This window comes from Nocardioides carbamazepini (assembly GCF_024614185.1).
Classification (GTDB): Bacteria; Actinomycetota; Actinomycetes; order Propionibacteriales; family Nocardioidaceae; genus Nocardioides; species Nocardioides carbamazepini.
In genome coordinates, this window is sequence record NZ_JAHTLF010000016.1 from 565662 (window position 1) to 588897 (window position 23236).

General features: G+C 73.2%; 16 protein-coding genes. 9 read left to right on the plus strand and 7 right to left on the minus strand.

Features of this window, described 5'->3' with window-relative positions; genetic code table 11:
* Positions 1–17: 17 nt before the first annotated feature.
* Together KVF89_RS15395 and KVF89_RS15400 are read right to left on the minus strand one after the other, a co-directional pair.
* A complete protein-coding gene (locus tag KVF89_RS15395; protein WP_257426791.1) occupies positions 18–2045 on the minus strand; it encodes a beta-propeller domain-containing protein in 2028 nt (675 codons plus the stop codon).
* Positions 2042–2575 (minus strand): SigE family RNA polymerase sigma factor, encoded by a 534-nt coding sequence (locus tag KVF89_RS15400; protein ID WP_257426793.1) that lies wholly within the window; start codon positions 2573–2575, stop codon positions 2042–2044. The genes KVF89_RS15395 and KVF89_RS15400 overlap by 4 nt, the downstream gene beginning before the upstream one ends.
* Before the next feature lie 122 nt (positions 2576–2697).
* On the opposite strand from KVF89_RS15400, the gene KVF89_RS15405 reads away from it, so the two are divergent.
* Positions 2698–3888, plus strand: a complete 1191-nt coding sequence (locus KVF89_RS15405) for a saccharopine dehydrogenase family protein (RefSeq protein ID WP_257426796.1) — start codon at positions 2698–2700, stop codon at positions 3886–3888.
* Positions 3889–3955: 67 nt separating this feature from the next.
* On the opposite strand, the gene KVF89_RS15410 is transcribed toward KVF89_RS15405, so the two are convergent.
* The gene (locus KVF89_RS15410) at positions 3956–4582 is read right to left on the minus strand and encodes a hypothetical protein (protein WP_257426797.1); all 627 of its coding nucleotides are present in this window, start codon (positions 4580–4582) and stop codon (positions 3956–3958) included.
* A gap of 252 nt (positions 4583–4834) precedes the next feature.
* Between KVF89_RS15410 and KVF89_RS15415 the strand changes: the two genes are divergently transcribed.
* Complete coding sequence (locus KVF89_RS15415) at positions 4835–6583, plus strand: Tad domain-containing protein (RefSeq protein ID WP_257426798.1); 1749 nt, start codon at positions 4835–4837, stop codon at positions 6581–6583.
* 3 nt (positions 6584–6586) lie between these two features.
* On the opposite strand, the gene KVF89_RS15420 is transcribed toward KVF89_RS15415, so the two are convergent.
* Both KVF89_RS15420 and KVF89_RS15425 read right to left on the minus strand, forming a co-directional pair.
* Positions 6587–7261 (minus strand): sortase domain-containing protein, encoded by a 675-nt coding sequence (locus tag KVF89_RS15420; protein WP_257426799.1) that lies wholly within the window; start codon positions 7259–7261, stop codon positions 6587–6589.
* A gap of 115 nt (positions 7262–7376) precedes the next feature.
* A complete protein-coding gene (locus KVF89_RS15425) occupies positions 7377–9107 on the minus strand; it encodes a sigma-70 family RNA polymerase sigma factor (RefSeq protein WP_257426800.1) in 1731 nt (576 codons plus the stop codon).
* 293 nt (positions 9108–9400) lie between these two features.
* Here KVF89_RS15425 and KVF89_RS15430 point away from each other — a divergent pair, with 293 nt between their 5' ends.
* Positions 9401–14935 (plus strand): ATP-binding protein, encoded by a 5535-nt coding sequence (locus tag KVF89_RS15430; protein ID WP_257426802.1) that lies wholly within the window; start codon positions 9401–9403, stop codon positions 14933–14935.
* 4 nt (positions 14936–14939) lie between these two features.
* Here KVF89_RS15430 and KVF89_RS15435 read toward each other — a convergent pair whose 3' ends face one another.
* Both KVF89_RS15435 and KVF89_RS15440 read right to left on the minus strand, forming a co-directional pair.
* On the minus strand, positions 14940–15548 hold the full coding sequence (locus tag KVF89_RS15435; protein ID WP_257426804.1) for a TetR/AcrR family transcriptional regulator: 609 nt from the start codon (positions 15546–15548) through the stop codon (positions 14940–14942).
* Complete coding sequence (locus KVF89_RS15440) at positions 15545–16144, minus strand: TetR/AcrR family transcriptional regulator (protein ID WP_257426806.1); 600 nt, start codon at positions 16142–16144, stop codon at positions 15545–15547. Before KVF89_RS15440 ends, KVF89_RS15435 begins: the two co-directional genes overlap by 4 nt.
* A gap of 232 nt (positions 16145–16376) precedes the next feature.
* Here KVF89_RS15440 and KVF89_RS15445 point away from each other — a divergent pair, with 232 nt between their 5' ends.
* The 6 genes from KVF89_RS15445 (at position 16377) to KVF89_RS15470 (ending at position 23204) form a co-directional block, all read left to right on the plus strand.
* A complete protein-coding gene (locus KVF89_RS15445) occupies positions 16377–17231 on the plus strand; it encodes an SDR family NAD(P)-dependent oxidoreductase (RefSeq protein ID WP_257426808.1) in 855 nt (284 codons plus the stop codon).
* Between the two features lie 34 nt (positions 17232–17265).
* On the plus strand, positions 17266–18099 hold the full coding sequence (locus KVF89_RS15450; protein WP_257426809.1) for a mycofactocin-coupled SDR family oxidoreductase: 834 nt from the start codon (positions 17266–17268) through the stop codon (positions 18097–18099).
* Positions 18100–18149: 50 nt separating this feature from the next.
* Complete coding sequence (locus tag KVF89_RS15455) at positions 18150–19403, plus strand: aminotransferase-like domain-containing protein (RefSeq protein ID WP_257426810.1); 1254 nt, start codon at positions 18150–18152, stop codon at positions 19401–19403.
* Between the two features lie 106 nt (positions 19404–19509).
* Positions 19510–20652 carry a sugar ABC transporter substrate-binding protein gene (locus KVF89_RS15460; RefSeq protein ID WP_257426811.1) on the plus strand — a complete coding sequence of 381 codons (1143 nt, stop codon included), beginning with the start codon at positions 19510–19512 and terminating at the stop codon, positions 20650–20652.
* Positions 20653–20680: 28 nt separating this feature from the next.
* Positions 20681–22204: a sugar ABC transporter ATP-binding protein gene (locus KVF89_RS15465; protein ID WP_257426812.1), complete on the plus strand. Its 1524-nt coding sequence runs from the start codon at positions 20681–20683 to the stop codon at positions 22202–22204.
* Entirely contained in the window at positions 22167–23204 is a 1038-nt protein-coding gene (locus KVF89_RS15470; RefSeq protein WP_257426815.1) for an ABC transporter permease, read from the plus strand. The genes KVF89_RS15465 and KVF89_RS15470 overlap by 38 nt, the downstream gene beginning before the upstream one ends.
* The last annotated feature ends 32 nt before the right edge of the window (positions 23205–23236 follow it).

Below are 23236 nucleotides of genomic sequence, written 5' to 3' on the forward strand. Positions count from 1 at the left end.
TACGACGCGGCGGGGCCTCACAGCTCGAAGAACTGCGCGTCCTCCCCGGTCACCAGCACCACCCGCCCGTCGGGCAGGGGGACGGTCCGCACCCGGTCGACGTCGTCGCCGTACTCCACCTGGACCCGGCGCTCGTGCAGCTCGCCGCGGGCGAGCTTGACGACCGAGAGGTAGCCGACCCGGCGGCTGCCCTGCTTCTGGACGACGGTCAGCACCGTGCGCTGCTCGGGGAGCCAGGTGAAGGCGCGCGGGTCGCCGCCGGCCAGCGGCTGGGTCCGCGGGCCGTAGCCGAGGACGTCGAGGCGGGTGACCTTCGTGGTGTCGCGGACGTCGAACAGGCCGATCTGGGCGCCCCAGGATCCGGTGCCGTCGGGGCCCTGCGGTCCCTCGCCGACGCCGATCAGGCGGGCTCGCCCGAGCGGGTGGAGATAGGAGGAGAAGCCGGGGATCTTCAGCTCGCTGAGCAGGCGGGGGGCGGTGGTGTCGGTGAGGTCGACGGCATAGAGCGGGTCGACCCGGCGGAAGGTCACCACGATCGCGAGGTCGTCGAACCAGCGCACCGACTGGATCTCCTCGTTGCGGCCCAGCCCGTCCAGCCGGCCACGCTCGACCAGGTCCTGACCCTGTCGCTCCAGGGTCAGCACCGAGCTGAAGTCGCCGGTCTCGCTGGTCGGGCCGACGGCGACCCGGAGCACGCCACCGGCCTCGTCGATCGACCAGCGGTCGCGGATCGCGCCCTCGACCTCGCCCGACGCGACGTGGGTGGCCCGGGTGCCGTCGAGCGCGAAGTCGAAGAGGTACGACGATCCGCCGGTCTCGCCCGGCACGAACCCTGGCATGCCCGCCCGGTCGCCGCACCAGTCGAGGCAGCCCCAGCCGCCTGCGCCCGCGGTGGCGAGGTAGAGGTGATCGGCGGACTCGTAGGCGATGTCGGTGAGCCCGGCCAGCCCGATCGCGTCGAGGGACCCGGGCTCGCCGGCGTCGAAGCCGACCACGCTGGTGGTGCCGAGGGCGAGGTCGTCGGAGGGCAGGGCGACGTCGCGGCAGTCGACCAGCTGCCCCGCCTTGCCGGCGTCCACGGCGACCGTCGGGAGCCAGTCCGCGAGGGTGCTGTCCTCGACGACCTCGCGGTTGTGGTCGAGGGCCTCGTCGGGGCTCGTCTTGCCCGTGGGTTGCACGAAGTCGAGGTCCGGCAGGCCGTTGGCGAGGACCAGGCGCACGGTGTCGCCGTGCTGGCGCACCGAGAGCCGCCCGGCGTCGTACCTGACGTCGTCGACGACCTTGGGCGCGGCCGGGTCGGCGAGCGAGACGGTCAGCACCCGGGTGCCGCGGATCCCGGTGCGCCCGGTGGGTCCCTTGACATCGCCGATCGCGACCACGGTGTCGCCGGCCAGCAGGAGCTCGGGGTCGGTGATGCCGGGGAGGTCGACGGAGGAGAGCTTGGCGGTCGAGGAGCCGGTCACGTCGTACACGTCGAGGCGGTCGCGCCGCTGGACGACCATCAGGCTGCCGTCGGTCTTGACCGTGTCCGGCTCGTCGACGCCGGCCTCCTGCACGTTGGTGCCGGTCTCGCTGCTGGTCTGCCGCTCGGTCTGGGGCGCTTTGGCGGCCGAGCCGGTCGCGAAGTCCGCCTGCGGGACCGGAAGATTGTTCCGAAGGAGGTTGTCGCTCGTCGCGCCTGACTGCAGGCCTGCGGTGGGGAACATGCCCCAGCCCGACGGACCGACGACCTCCAGCCCCCGCCGGACGTACGACGCCAGCAGATCGTCGCACGACGCCGCCGCCTCCAGGTCGGCCTGGAAGGCGACGTGGCGCGGCAGCCGGTCGGGGCCGGCCGGGCCGGCGCCGGGGCCGCCGCCCGAGCCTCCGGCCAGGCTGCCGACGACGAACGCGCCCGCCAGCGCGGTCGCCGCGCCCGCGGTCAGCAGAGGGCGGACGACGAGCCGGCGGCGCCGGCGGCGCTCCTTCGCGGTCGCAGCGAGGATCGCGCCGACGGGTGCCGGGTCGGTGGGGTAGTCGTCCCAGAGGTTCTCGAGGTCGGTCATGACGGGCTCCGTCCGGTGAGGTCGAGCAGGTGGTCGTCGTCGGCGAGGTGGGCCAGCGCTCGGGAGAGGCGGCTCTTGACCGTCCCGGCCGGGATGCCGAGCGCCTCGGCGGTCTGGCGCTCGGTGAGCTGGACGAAGTACCGCAGCACGACGACCTCCCGGTTGGGCTTGGTCAGGGCGCCCAGCGCGCGATGGACGGCGTCGGCCAGTGCCACCCGGTCCGAGGCGTCGGGCGCCGCCGTCCGCGGCCCGTCGACCGGGGCGTCGTACTGCCGGTCCTTCCACCAGCGGGTGCGGCGGCTGTCGCGCAGGCAGTTGAGCAGCATCCGGTAGACGTAGGCGTCGCGGTTCTCGGCGCTGCTGACCCGGCTCCAGCCGGTGTAGCAGCGCACCAGCGTGGTCTGGGCGAGGTCCTCGGCCTCGTGCGGCCGCGCCCCGAGGAAGACGGCGGCACGGACCAGGCTCGACCAGCTCTGCTGGACGTAGTCGGCGTACGCCGCCTCAGGGTCGGGCGGGGTGTCGGGTTCCACAAGGTCTCCTCGCTGTGCTGAACCTATGACGGGCCCAGGGGCCGGAAGGGTTCCATCGCTCTCCCGAGGGGTCTCCGCGCGACGTCCTCGACCTCGACGAGAGCCGATGGAAGAGTGGGGGCATGGCAGACAGCGCGCGCCCCTACGACGTCGTCCTGTTCGGAGCCACCGGCTTCACCGGGGGACTCACCGCCGACTACCTCGCCGCGCATGCGCCCGCCGGGCTGCGCTGGGCGCTCGCCGGCCGCAACGAGCAGAGGCTCGCCGCGGTCCGCGACCACCTCGCGGCGACGAACCCGGACCTGGCATCCCTGCCGCTCCTGGTCGCCGACGCCGCGGACGCCGACGCCCTGGCCGAGGTGGTGGCGACGACGAAGGTGGTGGCGAGCACGGTCGGTCCCTACGTCGAGTACGGCGGCCCGCTCGTGGCCGCCTGCGCCAACGGGGGCACCGACTACGTCGACCTCACGGGCGAGCCGGAGTTCGTCGATCGGACCTATGTGGAGCACAACGCCGCCGCCGAGGGATCCGGTGCGCGACTGGTGCACTCGTGCGGCTTCGACTCGATCCCCCACGACCTGGGCGCGTACTTCACGATCGGCGAGCTGACGAAGGAGGTCGGTGGAGAGATCACGACTCCGGTGACGATGCGCGGGGTGGTGCGCAGCAGGGCCGGCTTCTCCGGCGGCACCTTCCACTCCGCGCTCACCGCCTTCTCCCGCGCCCGGCAGATGAAGGAGGCGTCGACGGCGCGCCGTCGGCTGGAGCCGCGTCCCGAGGGCCGCCGCTCCCGCGCCACCGCGGGCCGCCCCCGCCGCGACCACGACCTCGGCTACTGGCTGCTCCCGCTGCCCACGATCGACCCGTTCGTCGTCGCCCGCAGCGGCGCCCGCCTGGCGTCGTACGGGCCGGCGTTCAGCTACTCCCACTACGCCGGCACCAAGACCCTGCGGTACGCCGCCGGCGGCGCGGTCGGTGTCACGGGACTGACCCTGGCCGCCCAGGTCCCGCCGCTGCGCAACGCGCTGCTCAAGCGGGTCCCCCAGGGCGAGGGGCCGTCGCCCGGCCGGCGCGAGAAGTCCTGGTTCACCGTCGACTTCGTCGCGGAGACCGCGGGGCGGAAGGTGCGCACCCGCGTGTCCGGTGGGGACCCGGGCTACACCGAGACCGCCAAGATGCTGGCCGAGTCCGCGCTCTGCCTGGCCCTCGACGACAACCCCAACGTGGCCGGACAGGTCACCACGGCCACCGCGATGGGCGAGGCGCTGCTGGGACGGCTCCAGCGGGCGGGGATCACGTTCGAGCGGCGCTGACCTCCGGCGAGCACGACGACGGCCGACCGGTCTCCCGGTCGGCCGTCGTCATCCCACTCGTCCCCACTCAGCGGCGCCCGCGCGCCAGCCGTCGCCCGGCCAGCACGGAGCCGGCGGCGGTCATCGCGCCACCGCCCGCGAGGAGCCAGGCGAGCTGACCTGCCTCGTCCTGCACGGCACCGGCACCGGCGTCGATCCGGGTCGGGACCGGGACGTCCGCGGGGGCCTCGACCTGCGGCTGCGCGGCGGGCTCGTCCCTGGTGTCCTTGGTCTCCTTGCCGCCGGGGACGTTCTTGCCGCCCTGGTCGACAGGGGTGTCGGGCTTGTCCTGCGGGTCCGGGATCGCGATCTCGCCAGGACCCTCGGGCCGAGGACCGTCGCCCGGGTTCGGGCCGGCCTTGTCGTCGGGACCCTGCGGTCCCGGGTCGTCGCCGGGCTCGGGGTTCGTGATCTCGCCGGGGCCGTCGGGCCGCGGGTCGTCGCCGGGCTCCGGGTTCGTGATGTCGCCGGGGCCCTGTGGGTTCGGCTGCGGGTCGCCCCCGGGCAGCGGCAGTGCGATGGTGCCGGGCCCGGCCGGCGTCGCGTCGGCATGTGCGGCGCCGACGATGCCGGCGACGCCGCCGACGGTGAGCGCGGCGGCCGCGAGCGGCGTGGCGACGAGGAGGCGGAGGGCGGTGCGGGTGGTGGTGCTCATGACGGTGCTCCCTGGGTCTGGTCGGGCGGTGCCCGGTCTCGTTGTTCGACGGGGGTAGGAGCAGGCGGGGGAGGAGACCTTGCAGGTTTTCCGGAGATCTTCCGCTGCAGGTCCCGTCGCCCGCATCGGTTGCCCGGCCGCGCGCCCGCTTCGGTACGCTCCTGCCGGCGTCGGGGGGCGCGCCATGGGGAGATGTCCGCGCGCCGGCGGAGGGGGACGACGACGCGCGGGTCCAGGGAGAGGGAGCCGTCGATGGGCCGTGGGAGCACACGTCGTACGTCCGAGCGGGGAGCGAGCGCCCTGCTCGTCGCGCTGTTCCTGTCGGTGGCGATGGTCGCCACGGCGTTCGCCGTGGACCTCGGCCTGCAGCGGGTGCTGCGCCGCGACCTCCAGGCGGTCGTCGACGTCGTCGCGCTCGATCTCGCGCGCGAGCTGACCGGCAAGAAGGCGGGGGAGTACGCCGCCGCGGACCGCGCGGCGCTCGACGCCGCCAAGCAGGCCAGCCTGCGCCGCAACGACCGGCTCGTCGGCGGAGAGGTGCCCGCGTCCGCCGTCGGCTGGGAGCTGGTGGCGCTCCACGACGGCGCCTGGCGACCCGCGGCCGCCACCGAGATCCCCGGTGGCGTGCGGGTGACGGCGCGCTCGGACGTCGCCTTCGCGTTCGGTGCCGTCACCGGGGTCGAGCAGGGCGGCTCGGTCCGCACGGCCGTGGCATCGGCGCGGGCCGCCGCGTGCCTGCGGGTCGGCTCGTACGCCGCCCAGCTGGACACCCAGCGCTCCTGGCTGCTGGACCCGCTCCTCGGGGACCTGCTCGGCTCCGACCTGGCGCTCGCGGTGCTCGACCCGGATGCGGGGCTCGCCGGCGTGAGCCTCAACCTGCTCGACCTGATCGAGGAGCTCGACCCGCTCGTCAGCGCCGACATCTCGGCCGCCTCCTTCACCGAGGTGGCCGGTGTCGCCGTGGGCCTGTCGGAGCTGATGCTCGCCGCGATCCACGCACTGGAGCGCCAGAGCGGACACCTCGCCGAGATCGACCTGCTCCGCGACGTCTACGGCGGCATCCAGGCCAACCTCCCGGCGGTCGGGATCGAGCTGAGCGACCTCGTCCGGCTCGCGACCGCCGACGACGCTGCGGCGAACCTGGACCTCAACCTGTTCGACCTCGTCGCCGGGTCCCTGGCGATCGCCAACGGCACCAACGTCGTCAAGCTCCCCCTGTCGGTGCGGCTGCCGCTGCCGCTCGGCCCCGGCGGCACCAGCCTGGTCGACCTGTTGGCCTCGGTGAAGATCGGGCAGAAGCCCGTCGTCGACTGTGTGAAGGCGGAGAGCTCGCAGATCGAGATCGACCTGACCGGCGACGCGCTCGCCCTCGACCTCGGCCTGGTCGCCGTCCGGGTCCCGCTCTCGATCCGGCTCACCCTCGCCGACGCCAGCGCCACCGTCAGCGACGTGGAGTGCCTCCCGACGGGCAAGCGGATCGCGATGCTCATCGACAGCGGCCTGCTCGGCGTCGACGTCCGGCTCGGCCAGCGCGCCGACGACCCGGCCTCACCGAAGCTGAGCGTCTCCCTGCTCGGCCTCGGCATCCCCGGCTGGAACGGCGTCGAGGTCGTCAGCGGGACGGTGGCCCTGTCGAGCGGCCCCAACCCGAACCGGCCGACCCGCGGCGAGCATCTCGACATCATCGACGAGAACTACGACGTCAGCGTGCCGATCCGGCAGGGCGGTCTCGGCGTCCCGGACCTCTTCTTGTCCGTCAACAGCCTCAAGCTGCTCGGCGGCCTGGGCCCGCTGTCCGACCTGCTGGCGTTCCTCGGGATCCCGAGCCTCCTGCAGTGGGTCGTCGACCTCGTGCTCCAGGGCGTCGTCAACCCGCTCAAGAACGGTCTCGACAGCTGGCTGCTCGCGCCGCTGCTGACCGCCCTCGGCGCCGATGTCGCCGGGGGCACCGTCACGGCGGTGAAACCGGTGGAATGCGGCATGCCCCGCCTGACCGGCTGATCCTCAGCGAGCGGAGCCGGTCGGGATCGTCTCCGAGAGGTGGGCGTAGACCACCGTGTTGTCGGGGTAGCCGTCCGGCGTCCGGGTGCCACCGCAGGTGATCAGCCGGAGCAGCGTCGCGTCGACGTCGGGCCAGATGCGGTCGTAGGGCAGCTCCTCCTTCGGCACCTGCTCCACGCTGTCCACGACGAACACCGCGACCGCGTCCGCGCGGTGGACCCGGACCTGGTCGCCGGGCTCCAGCGTGGCCAGGTCCCAGAACACGTCCGGACCGGCGGGGCCGTGGACGTGGGCGACCACGACCGCCCCGCCCGGCTCACCGGGCCGCGGACCGAGGCGGTACCAGCTCGCGTCCCCGAAGTCAGGGGTGTCGAAGGACCCGTCGGCCCGCAGGCCGCGCCCCTCCAGCCGCTCGTCGACGCCGATCGTGGGGATCTCCAGCCGGGTCGGCGCGGGAACCCGGGTCGCCGGGGTCGTCCCCGGCACCCGGGGTACGTCGGCGGCGGGCTCCACCGCGACGCCCGTCCTGGGCGCGGGTGGGCCGGCGGACGTGCGGTCCGCGGGGTCGGCACCGGTCAGGTCGAGCACCCCGAGGGTGCCGGTCGCGAGACCGAGCAGCAGCCCGATCGTCGCCAGGACCATGCCTGCCGAGCGGGGCCATCGTGTCGTCGTACCCATGTCGCGCTCCCTGCCCCTGTGCCGTGGTGGTCACGGGTAGGAGCAGGACGCCGGCCGGACCTTGCAGCTTCTCGGGATCGGGTCGGGCTCGGGTCGCGGTCCGGTCGCGGCCGGGTCAGCCCGGGCAGGGGTCGACGGGGAAGCTCGTGGAGCGGGTCGTCGTGTGGCCGGCCTTGTCGACGGCGGTGACGGTGGCGGTGACGGTGCCGCCGATGGGGAAGGGCCCGATGGTCGCGGTCCAGGTGCCGCCCGACGGCGACAGCGCCTTCTGGCCGGTGCCGCTGTCGCCCGACCAGGCGACCCGGACCGACTGCAGTCCGGAGGCGTCGCTGACCGTCGTGGTCAGGGTGCGGCCGGTGCAGTCGGGACCGCTCACGTCGATCCCGCCGATGACGGGCGGCCGGTCGACGGTGACCTGGACGGACAGGAGGAGGGTGCCGCCGGACCAGGTGACTGCGACGGTGCCGGTGCTGCTGCCCTCGCCGAGGCTGGACCGGTCGGCCGTGATGGTCAGTCCCGCGCCGGCCCCCGGGTCCAGGGACCCGCTCCCGCGGGAGACCGACAGCCAGGCCACGCGCGGCTTCACGGTGTAGTCGACGGCGGTGCCGCCGGCGTTGCTCAGCCGGACCGAGCCCGCCTTCCTCGTCCCGAGCCGCAGCGTGCGGCTCGACACCTTCAGCTCGCCGGGCGCCGCGACCGTGGCCTCGGTCGTGGCCGCGGTCGTCGCCTCGGTCGTCGCCGGGGCCTCCGTCGGGGTGGTGGGCGCCGTCGGGGCGGGCTCGTCGGTCGCGGTCGCCGCGGGGACGGACGGCTCGCTCGCCGTCGTCACGGGCGCCGCCGGCGACACCGTCGTGACGTCCGCGCCGGTTGCCGGATCGGTCGCCACGGCGGGGTCGGTGCCGTCCGGCCACCACGCGAGGACCGCGACGCCACCCAGGACCAGGAGGACGGCGACCAGGCCGGCCAGCAGCGCGCGCCGCGTCGCCCCACCACCGCGACCGCCGCCCGCGGCCGCGGGCACCCGGGCCGCGTCGTCGGCGTAGTAGGCCACCAGTCGCTCGTCGTCGAGCACCCGGTCCCGGAGCGCGGCGGGGGCGGCGAACGCCGGCACCCCGGCGAGGAGGGCGAGCGGGCTGACCATGAGCCGGCGCCGGGTCTCGCAGACCTCGCAGTTGTCGATGTGCCGGGCGACCCGCTTGCGGATCAGCGGCGAGAACCGCCCGTCCCAGCCGGTCAGCACGCCGGTCAGGTCCGCGCAGAGCTCGCTGCCGCGGCGGGCGACGAGGAGTGCCCCGAGCGACCGCTCGACCTGGTCGCGCGCGCGGCTGAGCATGACGTAGGAGTTCTGCGGCGTCACGTCCATCGCCGCGGCCAGCTCGGCGCCGTCGAGCCCCTGACGCAGGTGCAGGTCGAGGAGTGCGCGGTCGCGGTCGTTGAGCCCCTCGATCGCCGCCCAGACCAGTTCGCGCAGCTCCTCCTGTGCGGCCGCGTCGGCGACCAGCTGCTCCGGGCCGCTGCCGTGGTCAGGCATGGCTTCCAGCCATTCGTCGTCGTGCGCCTCCCGGGCTCGGCCCCGCAGGGTGCGCAGGCACTCGTTGCGGACCACGGAGTAGAGCCACGGCCGCAGCCGCGAGGGGTCCCGCAGCTGGCCGACCTTCTCCGCCATCACGACGAACGCGTCCGCGACGCAGTCCGCGGCCTCCTCCCGGTTGCGGAGCATCGAGTACGCGAAGTCGTGCAGCCGGTCGGCGTACCGCTCGTAGACCCCGGCGAACGCCTGCCGGTCGCCGGCGAGGACGCCCGCGACCAGGGTCGCGTCGTCCGCGAGCGGGCCCGAGGCTGTCATGGCGTGATCGTAGGGACACAGAGGTGTGAGCGCCTACGGTTCCCGATCTTGCAGTTAATCGGGCCGAGCGTGTCGCAGATCGTGGGACGCCGCACGGTCCTCGCTGCGCTCGGACCGCGGGCGCCCCACGATGCGGCTTCGCCGCCATGCGCCACGCTGCCGGCCAGGGCGGACCGCGGGCGGACCAGGGCTGGCCGGGACGCTGGACGGTGCCCACAACATTTTGCCGCCAAGCCTGTGGGTTCTCCACTGTCACCGGCCTGGCGCGAGATGGAAGGGTCGAAACCGTGCCAGTGGTCTCTCGAATTGCCATCGTCAACCGCGGGGAAGCAGCGATGCGGCTGATCCACGCCGTGCGTGACCTCAACGCCCGTCACTCGAGCGAGATCGAGCAGATCCGCACCATCGCTCTCCATACCGACGTCGACGCCGGGTCGGCGTTCGTGCGCGAGGCGGATGAGGCGCACCTGCTCGGGGCGGCGGCCGACCGGCCCTACCTCGACCACGCCGTGCTGGAGCGGGCGCTGACCGAGACCCGGGCCGACGCGGCCTGGGTCGGCTGGGGCTTCGTGGCCGAGGACCCGGCCTTCGCCGAGCTGTGCGACCGGCTGGGTGTCACCTTCATCGGACCTTCGCCCGCGGCGATGCGCAAGCTCGGCGACAAGATCGGCTCCAAGCTGATCGCCGAGGAGGTCGGCGTGCCGGTGGCGCCGTGGAGCGGCGGCAGCGTCGACAGCCTGGAGGAGGCGCTGGCCAGCGCCGAGAAGGTCGGCTACCCGCTGATGCTCAAGGCCACCGCCGGCGGCGGCGGGCGCGGCATCCGCAAGGTCACCTCCGACGCCGAGCTGACCGACGCCTACCAGCGGACCCGGGACGAGGCGGAGCGGGCGTTCGGCAGCGGCGTGGTGTTCCTGGAGAAGCTGGTCACCGACGCCCGCCACGTGGAGGTCCAGGTGATCGCCGACGGGCAGGGCACCGCGTGGGCGATCGGCGTGCGCGACTGCTCGGTGCAGCGCCGCAACCAGAAGGTCATCGAGGAGTCCGCCTCGCCGCTGCTCGACGACGCACAGGCCGCCGACCTGCGGGGGTCCGCGGAGCGGCTGGCCAACGCGGTCGGGTACGCCGGCGCCGGCACGGTCGAGTTCCTCTACCACCCGGGTGAGCGGACCTTCGCCTTCCTCGAGGTCAACACCCGTCTCCAGGTCGAGCACCCGATCACCGAGGAGGTGACCGGGACCGACCTGGTCGCCCTCCAGATCCAGGTCGCCCGTGGTCTCCCGCTGACCGGCGACCGGCCGACCGAGCGCGGCCACGCCGTCGAGGCGCGGCTCAACGCGGAGGACCCCGACCGCGACTTCGCGCCCGCCCCCGGCCGGATCAGCCGGCTCGAGTTCCCCGCCGGCCCGGGCATCCGGGTGGACACCGGCGTCGCCGAGGGCGACACCATCCCCGCCGACTTCGACTCCATGATCGCCAAGGTGATCGCGTGGGGCGCCGACCGTGAGCAGGCGCTGGCCCGCCTGCGTCGCGCGATGGGCGAGACCACGGTCGTCATCGACGGTGGCGCCACCAACAAGAGCTTCATCCTCGACCTCCTCGACCAGCCCGAGGTCACGACCGGCACCCCCGTGTGGGCGGACACCGGTTGGATCGACCGGGTCCGCGGAGAGGGCCGGCTGCAGGCCGCCCGGCACGCCGGCGTGGCACTCGTCGCCGCCGCGATCGAGGCCTACGACGAGGAGGAGGGTGCCGAGATCGCGCGCCTCCTGCAGACCGCCCAGGGCGGCCGTCCGCAGGTGCAGCACGACCCCTCCCGCACCATCGAGCTGAAGCTGCGCGGCGCGACGTACGCCCTCACGGTCCGGCAGACCGGGCCCGCCCGCTACCAGGTCACCGTCGCCGGCGGGGGCGAGGCGCGCACCATCACGGCGACGCTGGACCGGATCGACGAGGTGCACGGCCGGCTGACGGTCGACGGCCACCGGTTCCGGCTGGTGACCTCGAGTCACGGCCCGGTCCACCTCGTCGAGGTCGACGACGTCATGCACCGCGTCAGTCGCGACGAGGGCGGCATGGTGCGCTCTCCCGCGCCCGCACTCGTCGTCTCCACCCCGGTCGCCGTCGGCGACGAGGTCGCTGCCGGGCACCCGGTGCTGGTGCTGGAGTCGATGAAGATGGAGACCGCGCTGCACGCGCCCTTCACCGGCCGGGTCAAGGAGCTGCTGGTCCGGGTCGGGAGCCAGGTGGAGACCGGCGCGCCCCTGGTGCGGCTCGACCCGACCTCCGACGCCGACGAGGACCAGCAGGCGCACGCCGGTGGTCACGACGACCTGGACCTGCCGGTCCCCGAGCCGGTCGCGGCCTCCGGGCGCAGCGCCGAGCGGCTGGCCGAGCTGAGCAGCCAGCTGCTCGGGTACGACATCGACGCCGAGCAGCGCCGCGTGCTGCTCGCCGACTACCTGGCGGGTCGCGACGAGGACGCGTCGGCGGACACCCTGCGGGCCGAGATGGGCCTGCTGGCGCTGTTCACCGACGTCGCCGAGCTCAGCCGCAACCGCCCGGCCGGGGACGAGCCGCCGGCCGAGCTGCGCGTGCACAGCTCGCGGGAGCACTTCCACACCTACTTGCGCAGTCTGGATCGCGAGCGGGGAGCCCTCCCGGACCACTTCTGCGACAAGCTGCTGCGGGTGCTCGCGCACTACGGCGTGACCGACCTGGAGCGCACGCCGGAGCTGGAGCGAGCCGTCTTCCGGATCTTCCTGGCCCAGCAGCACTCCTCCGACGTCGAGATCGCGGTGGGTGTCCTGCAGCGGTGGCTGAGCGCCCCGCCGCCCGAGGAGCGGGCCGCCGCCCGGGCACTGCTGGAGCGGATGGTGCGGGCCACCCAGCTCCGGTTCGCGGTGGTCGGCGACCTGGCCCGGTCGATCCGGTTCGGCTGGTTCGACCAGCCGCTGGTCGACGACGAACGACGCACGGTCCTCGAGGGCGTGGCCGCGGAGGTGGCCGCGCTGGCCGACGCGGACGCGACCGACCGGGACGCCCGGATCGACGCGCTCACCGCGATTCCCGAGCAGCTGGTGGGCTTCCTGCGCGACCGCCTGGTCGACGGGCTTCCGGCCCGCGAACCGCTGCTGGAGGTGCTGATCCGCCGGCACTACCTGGAGTACGACCTCCACGACCTGACCGTCACCGACCCGGCCGAGCACGCCGGTCGTCCGGTCGTGTTCGCCGAGTACGCCACCGACCAGAAGGGCGCGACCCGGGTCGTGTCCACCATCGGTGACGTGACCGAGCTCGCCGACCCCGCCGGTGCTCTCGGCGCGGCGATCAGCTCGGTGCTGACCGCCGACCACGACCCTGACCACGCAGTCGTGGAGATCTACCTGCGCTGGCCGGACGCGCCCGCCGACGCCGACGTCGCGTCGGCCGAGGTGGCCCGGATGCTTGCCGGCCAGGAGTTCGCCGGCCGCGCCCGCCGGGTGTCGGTGGCGGTCTGCCCGGCCGCCCCCCAGCCGGTCGACTACTTCACCTTCCGTCCCGAGAGCGACGACGCGGCTCTCGTCGAGGACAGGTTGATCCGCGGCATGCACCCGATGGTCGGTCGCCGGCTCAACCTGTGGCGCCTGCGGGAGTTCCACGTGACCCGGCTCGCCGCGCCCGACGACGTCCTCCTCTACGAGTGCGTGGCCCGGGCCAATCCCGCCGACCGGCGCTTGGTGGCCGCCGCGCAGGTCCGCCAGCTCGCCGTCGTACGCGACGACGAGGGACGGGTGATCGCACTCCCGCACGCCGAGCGTGCCGTCGAGAACTGCCTGGAGTCGATCCGGCGGGTGCGCACCGCCCGCGGCCGGGAGGGCACCAAGCTCGACGTCAACCACGTATGGGTGACGGTGTGGCCGCTGGTCGAGGCCGACCTCGACCAGCTGACGGCGCTGCAGGGCAAGATCACGCCGCTCAGCGACGGTGCCGGGATCGAGGAGGTGCTGGCCGAGGGCCGGGTGGCCGGACCCGACGGCACCCCGACGCCGGTGGCGATCCGGTTCCATGCCAAGCCCGGAGCCGGGGTGGTCGCCGACATCGTCGCGCCGCCCACCGAGCCGCTGGCCCCCCTCGACGAGTACGCCGGGAAGGTGCTGCGCGCACGCCGCCGCGGCCTGGTCTATCCCTACGAGCTGCAGCCGGTGCTGGCCGGCGGGGGCACCGTGGTCGAGCACGACCTGGACGCGTCCGGCGTCCTCGTGCCCGTCGACCGGGCGCCGGGCCAGAACACCGCCGGCATGATCGTCGCCGTCGTCACCACCCCGACCCCGCTGCACCCCGAGGGCATCACCCGCGTGGTCCTCTGCGGCGACCCGCTCAAGTCGCTCGGCGCCCTGTCGGAGCCCGAGTGCGCTCGCGTGATCGCGGCCATCGACCTCGCGGAGGCGATGGGCGTGCCGGTCGAGTGGTTCGCGGTCTCGGCCGGTGCCCGGATCTCGATGGAGAGCGGCACGGAGAACATGGACTGGGTGGCCGCGGCGCTGCGCCGGATCGTGCAGTTCACCCAGGAGGGGGGCGAGATCAACATCGTCGTCGCCGGGATCAACGTCGGCGCCCAGCCGTACTGGAACGCCGAGGCCACGATGCTGATGCACACCAAGGGCATCCTCGTGATGACGCCGGACAGTGCGATGGTGCTGACCGGCAAGCAGTCCCTCGACTTCTCCGGTGGGGTCTCGGCCGAGGACAACCACGGCATCGGCGGCTACGACCGGGTGATGGGCCCGAACGGACAGGCGCAGTACTGGGTGCCCGACCTCGCCGGCGCCTTCGGCGTGCTGATGGCGCACTACGACCACTCCTATGTGGTCCCGGGTGAGGCCGGGCCGCGGCGCGCCCCGTCGACCGATCCCGTCGACCGTGACATCACGACCCACCCCCACCCGGGCGACTTCACGACGGTCGGCGAGATCTTCTCGCCCGAGCACAACCCCGATCGCAAGCGGCCCTTCGACATCCGGACCGTGATGCGGGCGCTCGCCGACGCCGACCACGACATGCTCGAGCGGTGGGCCGGCATGGCCGACGCCGACACCGCCGTGGTCGTCGACACCCGGATCGGCGGCTACCCGGTCAGCCTGGTCGGCATCGAGTCGAAGCCCGTTCCCCGGGCCGGCTTCCCCCCCACCGACGGGCCGGACACCTACACCGCGGGCACCCTCTTCCCGCGTTCGTCGAAGAAGGTGGCGCGCGCCATCAACGCGGCCTCCGGCAACCGGCCGCTCGTGGTGCTGGCCAACCTGTCCGGCTTCGACGGCTCCCCGGAGTCGATGCGCAACCTGCAGCTGGAGTACGGCGCCGAGATCGGCCGCGCGATCGTCAACTTCCGCGGCCCGATCGTCTTCTGCGTGATCTCCCGCTACCACGGGGGTGCGTTCGTGGTGTTCTCCAAGCGGCTCAACCCGGAGATGACGGTGCTGGCGATCGAGGGCTCCTACGCCTCGGTCCTCGGTGGCGCTCCCGCCGCGGCCGTGGTGTTCGCCGCCGAGGTGGCCAAGCGGGCCGCGGCCGATCCCCGGGTCGCCGCGCTGGAGGAGCGGATCGACTCCCTTGCCGGGACCGGCACCGACGCCGGTGTCGACGGTGAGCGCGGCAGGCTGGTCGTCGAGCTGGCCGACCTCCGTGCCCAGCTGCGCGCGGACAAGATCGCCGAGGTCGCCGCCGAGTTCGACGGCGTGCACGACATCCATCGCGCCGTCGAGGTCGGCTCGGTCGACGAGGTGATCGCCGCCCGCGACCTGCGCCCGAAGGTGGTCGGGGCGATCGAGAAGGGCCTGCGCCGAGCCTGAGCCGTCATCCGATCCCGAGGTAGTTGAGCCAGAGCCGCGTGAGGTCGTCGGCGGCGGCGTCGACGTCCTCGCGGTGCCCGAAGACGTACCAGATGTAGGCCAGCCGCTCGGTCATCGCGCCGAGCACGAAGGCGGCCGTGGCGGGGTCGACGTCGGGCGAGACCTCGCCGGCGGCCTGCCAGCGGGCGATCGCGCGCTCGGTGCGGCTGCGGTAGTAGCGGTTCCGCTCGGCCAGGACGTCGGGGAGGTCGGGCTGGCCGAGGGCGGCCGCCTCGACGCTCTTCCAGAAGCCCGCGTTCCGTTTGAACGAGCTGAGGTAGAGCAGGTTGGTCTCGCGGATCCGGTGGGCCGGGTCGACCGATCCGCCCGACCGGCTCGGCACGAGCTCGCCGTAGACCTCGTCCTCCACGGTGATCAGCAGCTGCCGGAACAGGTCGTCCTTGTTCTCGAAGTGCAGGTAGAACGTGCCGGCGGCGACACCGGCCTCCTTGGTGATGTCCGAGACCCGGGTCTTGTGCAGGCCCTTCCGCTCCAGGACGCGGCGTCCGGCGCGGAGCAGGGCGCCACGGGTCCGGTGGGCCTGGGTGGTCTGGGGAGTGCGCTCGGTGGTCATCGGACGCCGCCGTCCGGGGTCATCCGCAGGATTGAGGTCCAGGCGCCGGTGATCACCGCGGTGGCCTCTTCGAGGTCGGGCCGCTCGGACCCGGCGCACCACTGCTGCACGGCCTGCTCGGTGAGCGCGATCAGGGCGTCGACCACGACGGCGCCGGCGACGCCCGGGTCGATCCAGCCCTGCTCGGCCCAGAAGCCGAGCTCGTCGGTGAGCGTGCGGGTCAGCGGGTCGGGCTGGTCGCGCAGGGCGGTGGCGACCTGGACGTTGCCGAGCGCGGCGGCGTTGATCATCCGCCACGTCGCGGCGCCCTCGGCGAGCCGGGCGACCTGGAGCCGGACCACCTCGCGCAACCAGGCGCGGGCGCCCTCGGCATCGGAGAACCGGGCCCGGGGGACCTGGGCGGCCAGCCCCCGGCGGGACTGCTCGACGACCTCGAGGAAGAGCCCCTCCTTGGTGTCGAAGTAGGTGTAGAAGCTCCCTGCCGCGACGCCGGCGCGCTTGGTCACGTCGGTGACCCGGGCGCCGTGCAGGCCCTTCTCGGTGAAGACGTCGACGGCAGCGTCGACCAGCGCCTGCCGGGTCGGAGGGAGGGTCACCGGGCCGCCTCTCGGGGACGTGGATGGTCGATCGGACTGCCCGAAGGCTAGCCAGTGCGCGGGCTCGATGCCATGAATGAACTGCAATTCAGAGTATCTGAATTCCTCGTCACCCGCTGTGGCGGCACATGACGAGGGGTCAGATTCGGCCTGTGGCGGGAGATTCTTGCTGCTCGGATCGACCCGTTGTGTCCCTTGACACACTCTTGGGCGGCGCGGTAGGACTAGCCACATGAACGGAAATTCAACGCCGTACGACGGCCGCCGGGTGCTCGTGACCGGCGGTGCCCGCGGTCTCGGTGCCGCCGTCGCCGCGTCCTTCGCCGCGGCCGGCGCGCGGGTCGCGGTGTGGGACGCCCCCGGGGCGATGGAGCTCGGCTACCCGCTGTCCGGGCCCGACGAGCTCGCCCGGGTCCGTGGCGTCCTCGGCGCGAGCGGGCACGTCGCCTCGGTCGACGTGCGCGACGTCAACCAGGTCCGGGCCGCGCTGCCCGCGACCGTCGCCGCGCTCGGCGGGCTCGACGTCGTCGTCTGCGCGGCCGGGGTGCGCACGGCCGCGACCGCGGCGACGATGAGCGACGCCGCGTGGGACGACGTGGTCGACACCAACCTGCACGGGACCTACCACGTGCTCCGCGAGGCACTGGCCCACCTGGAGGGGTCCGGCCGCGGCCGGATCGTCGTCATCGCCGCCGAGGAGGGCCGGCGCGGCGCCTTCGGGCTGAGCCACTACGCGGCCGCGGCGTGGGCGCAGATCGGGCTCGCCAAGTCGCTGGCCCACGAGGTCGCCGAGCACGGCATCGCCGTCGGGGTCGTGTGCCCCGGCGTGATGGACACCGCGATGAGCGACGACCCGTCGTACTGGGCGGTGCTCCAGGCCGGCCGCGACGGCTCGCAGGCGGTGGCCGGTCCCGACCGCGCCGCGGCTGAGCACGCGCTGCGCGTGCGCCACCCCAGCAGCGCGACCTACGTCGACGTCGACGCGGTCGTCCGCGCCGTCGAGCAGCTCGTCGCCGAGCCCGGCCTCGACCGCACCGGCGCCGTCATCGACGTCTCGGCCGGCCTGGCCGCCACCAACACGGCCTGAGCCGCCCGCACCCCGAGGACGAGGAGAGACAACGATGAGGAACTTCGACGGCCGGACCGCCCTGGTCACCGGCGCCGCCAAGGGGCAGGGCCGCTCCCACGCGATCGCGCTCGCCCAGCGGGGCGCCAACCTCGTGCTGGTCGACATCGCCGCGCAGATCCCCTGCGCGTCGCGGATGGGCACGCCCGAGGAGCTCGACGAGACCGCGCGCATCGTCGAGTCGCTCGGCGCGCCCTGCCTGACGCTCAAGGCCGACACCCGCAGCCCCGAGCAGATGCGCGACGTCGTCGCGGCCACCGTCGACAGGTTCGGGCGGGTCGACGTGCTGCTCGCCAACGCCGGCATCGCCGCCTTCGGCGCGGTCCGGGAGATGGCCGACGACGTGTGGCGTGACGTCGTGGACGTCAACCTCGGGGGAGTGGCGGCCAGCATCCGCGCCGTCGCCCCGGTGATGGCCGAGCAGCGCGCCGGCCGGATCGTCGCGACCGCCTCGGCGGTCGGACGCGAGGGCGGTCCCAACAATGCCAACTACGCAGCCTCGAAGTGGGGTGTGATCGGACTCGTGAAGTCCGTCGCGATCGAGCTGGCCCCCTATGGCGTGACGGTCAACGCGATCTCGCCGATGTCGGTGTCGACGGACATGTGCCACAACGACCTCACCTACGGGCTCTTCCGCCCCGACCTGTCCGCGCCGACCACCGACGACGTCCGCGCCACCTTCGCCACCCTCAACCCGATGGCGGTGCCGTGGCTCGAGGTCGGCGACGCGACCGAGGCCGTCCTCTTCCTCGCCTCCGACGAGGCCCGCTACATCACCGGCACGGCGCTCGACGTCGCCGGTGGCTGGAACGCCTTCCACAGCGCCTGACGCGCTTCCCCGCACCGCACCTCGCCCGACGACCACCAAGGAGCCTCCCCGTGACCTTCGACCCGACCGACAAGCTCTCCGACCTCGCCGCCGGCGGCCCGGCGCTGTTCTTCCCCGACCCGCCGGCCCAGGTCACCTTCAACTTCGACCAGGGCATCGCGGCGGAGGAGACCTTCCCCCTCGACGACTTCCGACGGCTGATGGGCGAGGTCCTCGACCGCGACGGCGGCCGCGCGCTGGAGTACATCTCGTTCGGCTACGAGGAGGAGACCGACCAGATCGTCTACCTGCCGTCGTACATCGAGCTGATGCTGGGGCACACCGGGCTGCGCGAGGAGGTCGCCGCGTGGATCTCCAAGACCCAGGGCGTCCCCGGCCTCGGCGCCGACAACCTGATCCTCACCTCCGGCTCGGTGCAGGCCATCGCGCTCGCGGTCAACGCGCTGGTCAACCCCGGTGACGGCGTCCTCGTCGAGAAGGCGACGTTCCCCTACGCCATGCGCTTCATGCAGATGCGCGGGGCCGACCTGCGCACCGTCGAGATCGATGAGCACGGCCTGGTCATCGAGTCGTTGGTCGAGCGACTCGAGGAGATGCGTCGCGACGGCGTGACGCCCAAGCTGCTCTACGTCATCCCGACCTTCCAGCTGCCGACCTGCGTGGTCATGCCCGAGGACCGCCGGCGCCGGCTGCTGGAGGTCGCCGAGGAGTACGACTTCGTCATCCTCGAGGACTCGATCTACGCCGACCTGCGCTACGGCGGCGACCCGGTCCCGTCGCTGCTGAGCATGGACACCGACGGCCGGGTGATCCAGAGCCACGGCTTCTCCAAGGTGCTCGCGCCCGCGCTGCGGATCGGCTGGATCACGGCCCCGGAGCCGCTGATCCACGCGCTCGCGTCGGTCCGCCAGGACCTCGGGGTCAGCCAGTGGATCTGCCGGATGCTCGCCCAGTACCTCCAGGAGGGGCTGCTCGACCCGCACATCGAGCGGGCCAACGCGGTCTACCGGCGCAAGCGCGACCTCGCCGTCGCGGCGGTGCGCGAGCACTGCGGCGGGCTGGTCAGCTTCGAGGTGCCCGACGGCGGCTACTACCTCTGGCTCAGGATCGCCGACAACGTCGACTGGGAGAAGGCCCAGCACGAGGCCGCGATGAACGGCGTCTTCTGCCGTCCCGGCGAGAAGTTCCTCGGCCAGGAGGCGGGCCAGGGCTACCTGCGCCTGGCCTACAGCCACGCGCCCGACCACGAGCTCGAGCGCGGCATCAAGGCCCTCGGCGAGGCGATCGTCGCGCACGCGCGCTGATCGGTCACTGACTCGCTGACCACCTGCTGTCCCCGGCGCCCGCGCCGGGGACGGAGCTCGGGCGCCCGAACGACCCCGACAACCGACCCCAACGAGAGGAATGCCCGTGCTTCCCAACAACCTGAACCGAGCGCGCCGCCGGCGCGCGGCGCTCGTCGCCCTGGTGGTCGCCGCCACGGTGGCGCTGGCCGGCTGCAACAGCTCCGACTCCAGCACGGACGACGGTCCAGCCGCCGGCGGTCCCTGGCTGGACGAGGCCAAGGCCGCCGCCGAGACGGCCGTGAAGGTCCCGACCGAGATCGCCGTCAAGGCGCTCGGCCCGGTCGAGCCGCCGGCGTCCATGACCGTCTACTTCGTGGGCTGCGACCAGTCGATCCCGGGCTGCGTGGCCCAGGTCGAGGGCGTGCGCCAGGCGACCGAGGCGCTCGGCTTCGACCTGGAGGTCTGCGACGCCAAGAGCGACGTCGCGTCGTTCCAGAACTGCATGAGCCAGGCGGTCAACGCCAAGCCCGACGTCATCGTCAACAACGCCCGGCCCTCGGCCGACGCGTCGGAGGCCTATGCCGAGGCGCACGAGCTGAAGATCCCGGTGATCGGCCAGTTCACCGCGCAGCTCCCGGACCCCGAGAAGGGCAACACCGTCGAGGTCGGCAACGTCTGCCAGATCGAGGGCGAGCTGCTGGGGAGCTACATCGTGTCCGAGTCGGGCGGCAAGGCGAACGTCGCGATCTTCGCCGACACCGTCTACCAGTGCAACGGCCAGCGCGCCGACGGCGTCAAGGCCGTGCTCGACACGTGCCCGAGCTGCACGGTGAGCGTCGACCGGTTCAGCGTCGCCACGGCGCAGACCGACCTGCCGCCCGCGCTGCAGGCCAAGATCCAGTCGAACCCTCAGCTCAACTGGGTGGTCAGCACCCCCGGCTTCTCCGGCGTGATGGCGGCGGACGCCGTACGCCAGGCGGGCAAGGAGGATGGCATCTCCGTCGGCACCTTCGACGGTGACGAGCCCACCCTCGCGCTGGTCCGCCAGGGAGACATCATCAAGGCCGACGTGGCCTCCGGCGTCTACGAGAACGGCTGGACCGTCGTCGACGCGGCACTGCGGCTCAAGGCCGGGCAGACGATCCCGGACAACATCGAGAACCCGACCCAGCTGCTGATGACCCAGGACAGCGCGCCGAAGAGCGGCACCTACGAGGGCGCGGACGGCTTCCGGGACCAGTTCACGGCGCTCTGGGGCGTCAGCTGAGTCCAAGGTGACGAGAGCGGAGACCACGATGACCACGGACGACACGGCAGCCCTGGAGCTGCACGGGATCGTCAAGACCTTCCCCGGGCAGCGGGCCCTCGACGGTGTCGACCTCACCGTCGCACGCGGAGAGATCCACGCCCTGCTGGGCCACAACGGCTCCGGGAAGTCGACGCTGATCAAGGTGCTCTCCGGGTTCCACCAGCCCGACGACGGGCGCTGCTCCGTCGCCGGATCACGACTGCGGTTCGGCGACGGGGTGGCGGTCAGCCGGGCCGGCGTCCGCATCATCCACCAGGACATCGGCCTGGTCGACGAGCTGTCGGTGCTGGAGAACCTCCGGCTCGGCGTCGGCACCTATCGCGCCGGCACGCTCGGCGCCATCCGCTGGCGCGGCGAGCGGTCGGCGGCCCGCGCCCGGCTCGACGACCTCGGTCTCGGGCACCTCGACCCCGACGCGGAGGTGGCCGGACTCTCGGCGGTGGAGCGGACCGAGGTCGCGGTCGCCCGGGCGATCGACGACCCCGACGCGATCCGGGTGCTCGTCCTCGACGAGGCCTCGGCCGCGCTGCCGGAGGAGCAGGTGCAGCACCTGTTCCGGCTGGTCCGCACGCTCGCCGCCCGTGGCGTCGGCGTCGTCTACGTGACCCACCGTCTCGAAGAGGTCATCGACCTCGCCGACCGGGTGACCGTGCTGCGCGACGGCGTGGTCGTGCTTCAGGAGAGTGTCTCCACTCTCACCCGCGAAGATCTCGCCCGGGTGATCGCGGGCAGCGAGGTCGGGGCCGTGCACGAGACCGACCGCGCCACCGGCCGTACGACGGGCGCGCCGGTGCTCACGCTCCACGACGTCGTCGCCGGGCGCGAGCTCGCCGGAGCCAGCCTGTCCGTGCGTGAGGGCGAGGTGCTCGGCGTCGCCGGCCTGGCCGGCTCCGGGGTGCACGAGGTGGTCCGGCTGCTGCAGGGCCGGGCGCCGCTGCACCGCGGCACCGTCGCGGTCGCCGGCGCGCCGGTGGCCCGACCGGGGGTCCGGTCGTTGCGGCGGCTCGGCGTCGCGGTGCTGCCCGGCGAGCGCGACCAGAAGCGGATCACCGGGATGACGGTGGCCGAGAACATCACGATCGCCGACCTGTCGCCGTACTGGCGTGGGGGGCGGTTCCGCCACCGCGCCGAGCGCGCCGAGGCGGTCGCGCTCGTCGAGCGCTACCGGATCCGCCCGCCCGACGTGCAGCGGCCGATCGAGCTGCTCAGCGGCGGCAACGCCCAGAAGGCCTACGTCGCACGCCTCCTGCGCACCGCGCCGCGCGTGCTGGTGCTGGAGGAGCCCACGCACGGCGTCGATGTCGGCGGCACCGCCGAGATCCTGCGCCTCCTCGTCGAAGCGGCACGCAACGAGGGCACCGCCGTCCTCCTGTGCTCCTCCGACACCGACGACCTCGCCGCCACCTGCGACCGCGTCCTGGTGCTGCGCGACGGCGTCGTCGCCGACGAACTGACCGACAAGGAGATCACCCGTGAGCGAATCGTTGAGCTCTGCTACGCAGCAGGTTGAGGAGGCGCCCGCGGCGCGGCCCGCCGAGCACCGGGCGGGCCGGCTCGGCCTCGACCTGCTCGACCGCTGGGCCGGACCGCTGCTGCTCGTCGCGATGATCGTGGCGTTCACGATCGCCTCGCCCGGTGTGTTCCTGACCAGCAGCAACCTGCTGGCGGTCGTCAACAACCAGACCATCACCGCGGTGGTCGCGCTCGGCCTGCTGTTCCCGCTCGCCGCCGGCGTCTTCGACATCTCCATCGGTGGCGTCCTCACGCTGTCGGTGATCACCTCGGCCTGGACCTTCCAGCAGACGGCCGGCTCGATGCCGGTGCCGCTCGCCATCCTGATCACCCTGCTGGTCGGCTCCTCCGCGGGCCTGGTCAACGCGCTGCTCGTGGTGCGGCTCGGCATCGACCCGTTCATCGTCACGCTCGGGTCGGGCTCGATCTTCCTCGGGGTCTCGCAGCTGGTGGCCAACGGCCAGGTGGTCTCACGTGACATCCCGACGGCCTTCACCGACCTCGGCCGCGGTGAGCTGTTCGGGATCCCGAACCCCATCGTGCTGGTCGTCGTCCTCGCGCTGATCGTCTTCTACGTGCTGGAGATGACCCCGCTGGGACGGATGATCTACGCCACCGGCTTCGGCCGCGAGCAGTCCCGGCTGGCCGGTGTGCCCACCGACCGGATCCTGGTCCTGGCGTTCGTCGTGTCGGGCTTCTGCGCCTCGCTCGCCGGCCTCGTCTACACCTCCCGGATCGGCACCGGGCAGCCCGACGTCGGCGCGCAGTACCTCCTGCCGTCGTACGCCGCGGCCTTCCTCGGCTCGACGATGATCAAGCCGGGCCGGTTCAACGTCCCGGGCCTGCTGGTCGGCCTGGCGATCCTCGCCATCGGCATCAACGGCCTGCAGCTGCAGGGGATCCCGTTCTGGGTGATCTCGACCTTCCAGGGCGGCGCGCTCATCCTCGCCGTCGTCCTCACCAAGCTCCGCAAGCTCTCGGTGCGTGCGGACGGCTGACCGCCTCCGCTCGTCGTACCGACCACCAGAGA

Excerpts from the sequence above, each read along its gene's own strand:
- KVF89_RS15445 (WP_257426808.1), top strand. The coding sequence starts at position 16,377 with ATGAACGGAAATTCAACGCCGTACGACGGCCGCCGGGTGCTCGTGACC.
- KVF89_RS15450 (WP_257426809.1), top strand. The coding sequence starts at position 17,266 with ATGAGGAACTTCGACGGCCGGACCGCCCTGGTCACCGGCGCCGCCAAG.
- KVF89_RS15465 (WP_257426812.1), top strand. The coding sequence starts at position 20,681 with ATGACCACGGACGACACGGCAGCCCTGGAGCTGCACGGGATCGTCAAG.
- KVF89_RS15420 (WP_257426799.1), bottom strand. The coding sequence starts at position 7,261 with ATGGGTACGACGACACGATGGCCCCGCTCGGCAGGCATGGTCCTGGCG.
- KVF89_RS15395 (WP_257426791.1), bottom strand. The coding sequence starts at position 2,045 with ATGACCGACCTCGAGAACCTCTGGGACGACTACCCCACCGACCCGGCA.
- KVF89_RS15415 (WP_257426798.1), top strand. The coding sequence starts at position 4,835 with ATGGGCCGTGGGAGCACACGTCGTACGTCCGAGCGGGGAGCGAGCGCC.
- KVF89_RS15425 (WP_257426800.1), bottom strand. The coding sequence starts at position 9,107 with ATGACAGCCTCGGGCCCGCTCGCGGACGACGCGACCCTGGTCGCGGGC.
- KVF89_RS15435 (WP_257426804.1), bottom strand. The coding sequence starts at position 15,548 with ATGACCACCGAGCGCACTCCCCAGACCACCCAGGCCCACCGGACCCGT.
- KVF89_RS15410 (WP_257426797.1), bottom strand. The coding sequence starts at position 4,582 with ATGAGCACCACCACCCGCACCGCCCTCCGCCTCCTCGTCGCCACGCCG.
- KVF89_RS15405 (WP_257426796.1), top strand. The coding sequence starts at position 2,698 with ATGGCAGACAGCGCGCGCCCCTACGACGTCGTCCTGTTCGGAGCCACC.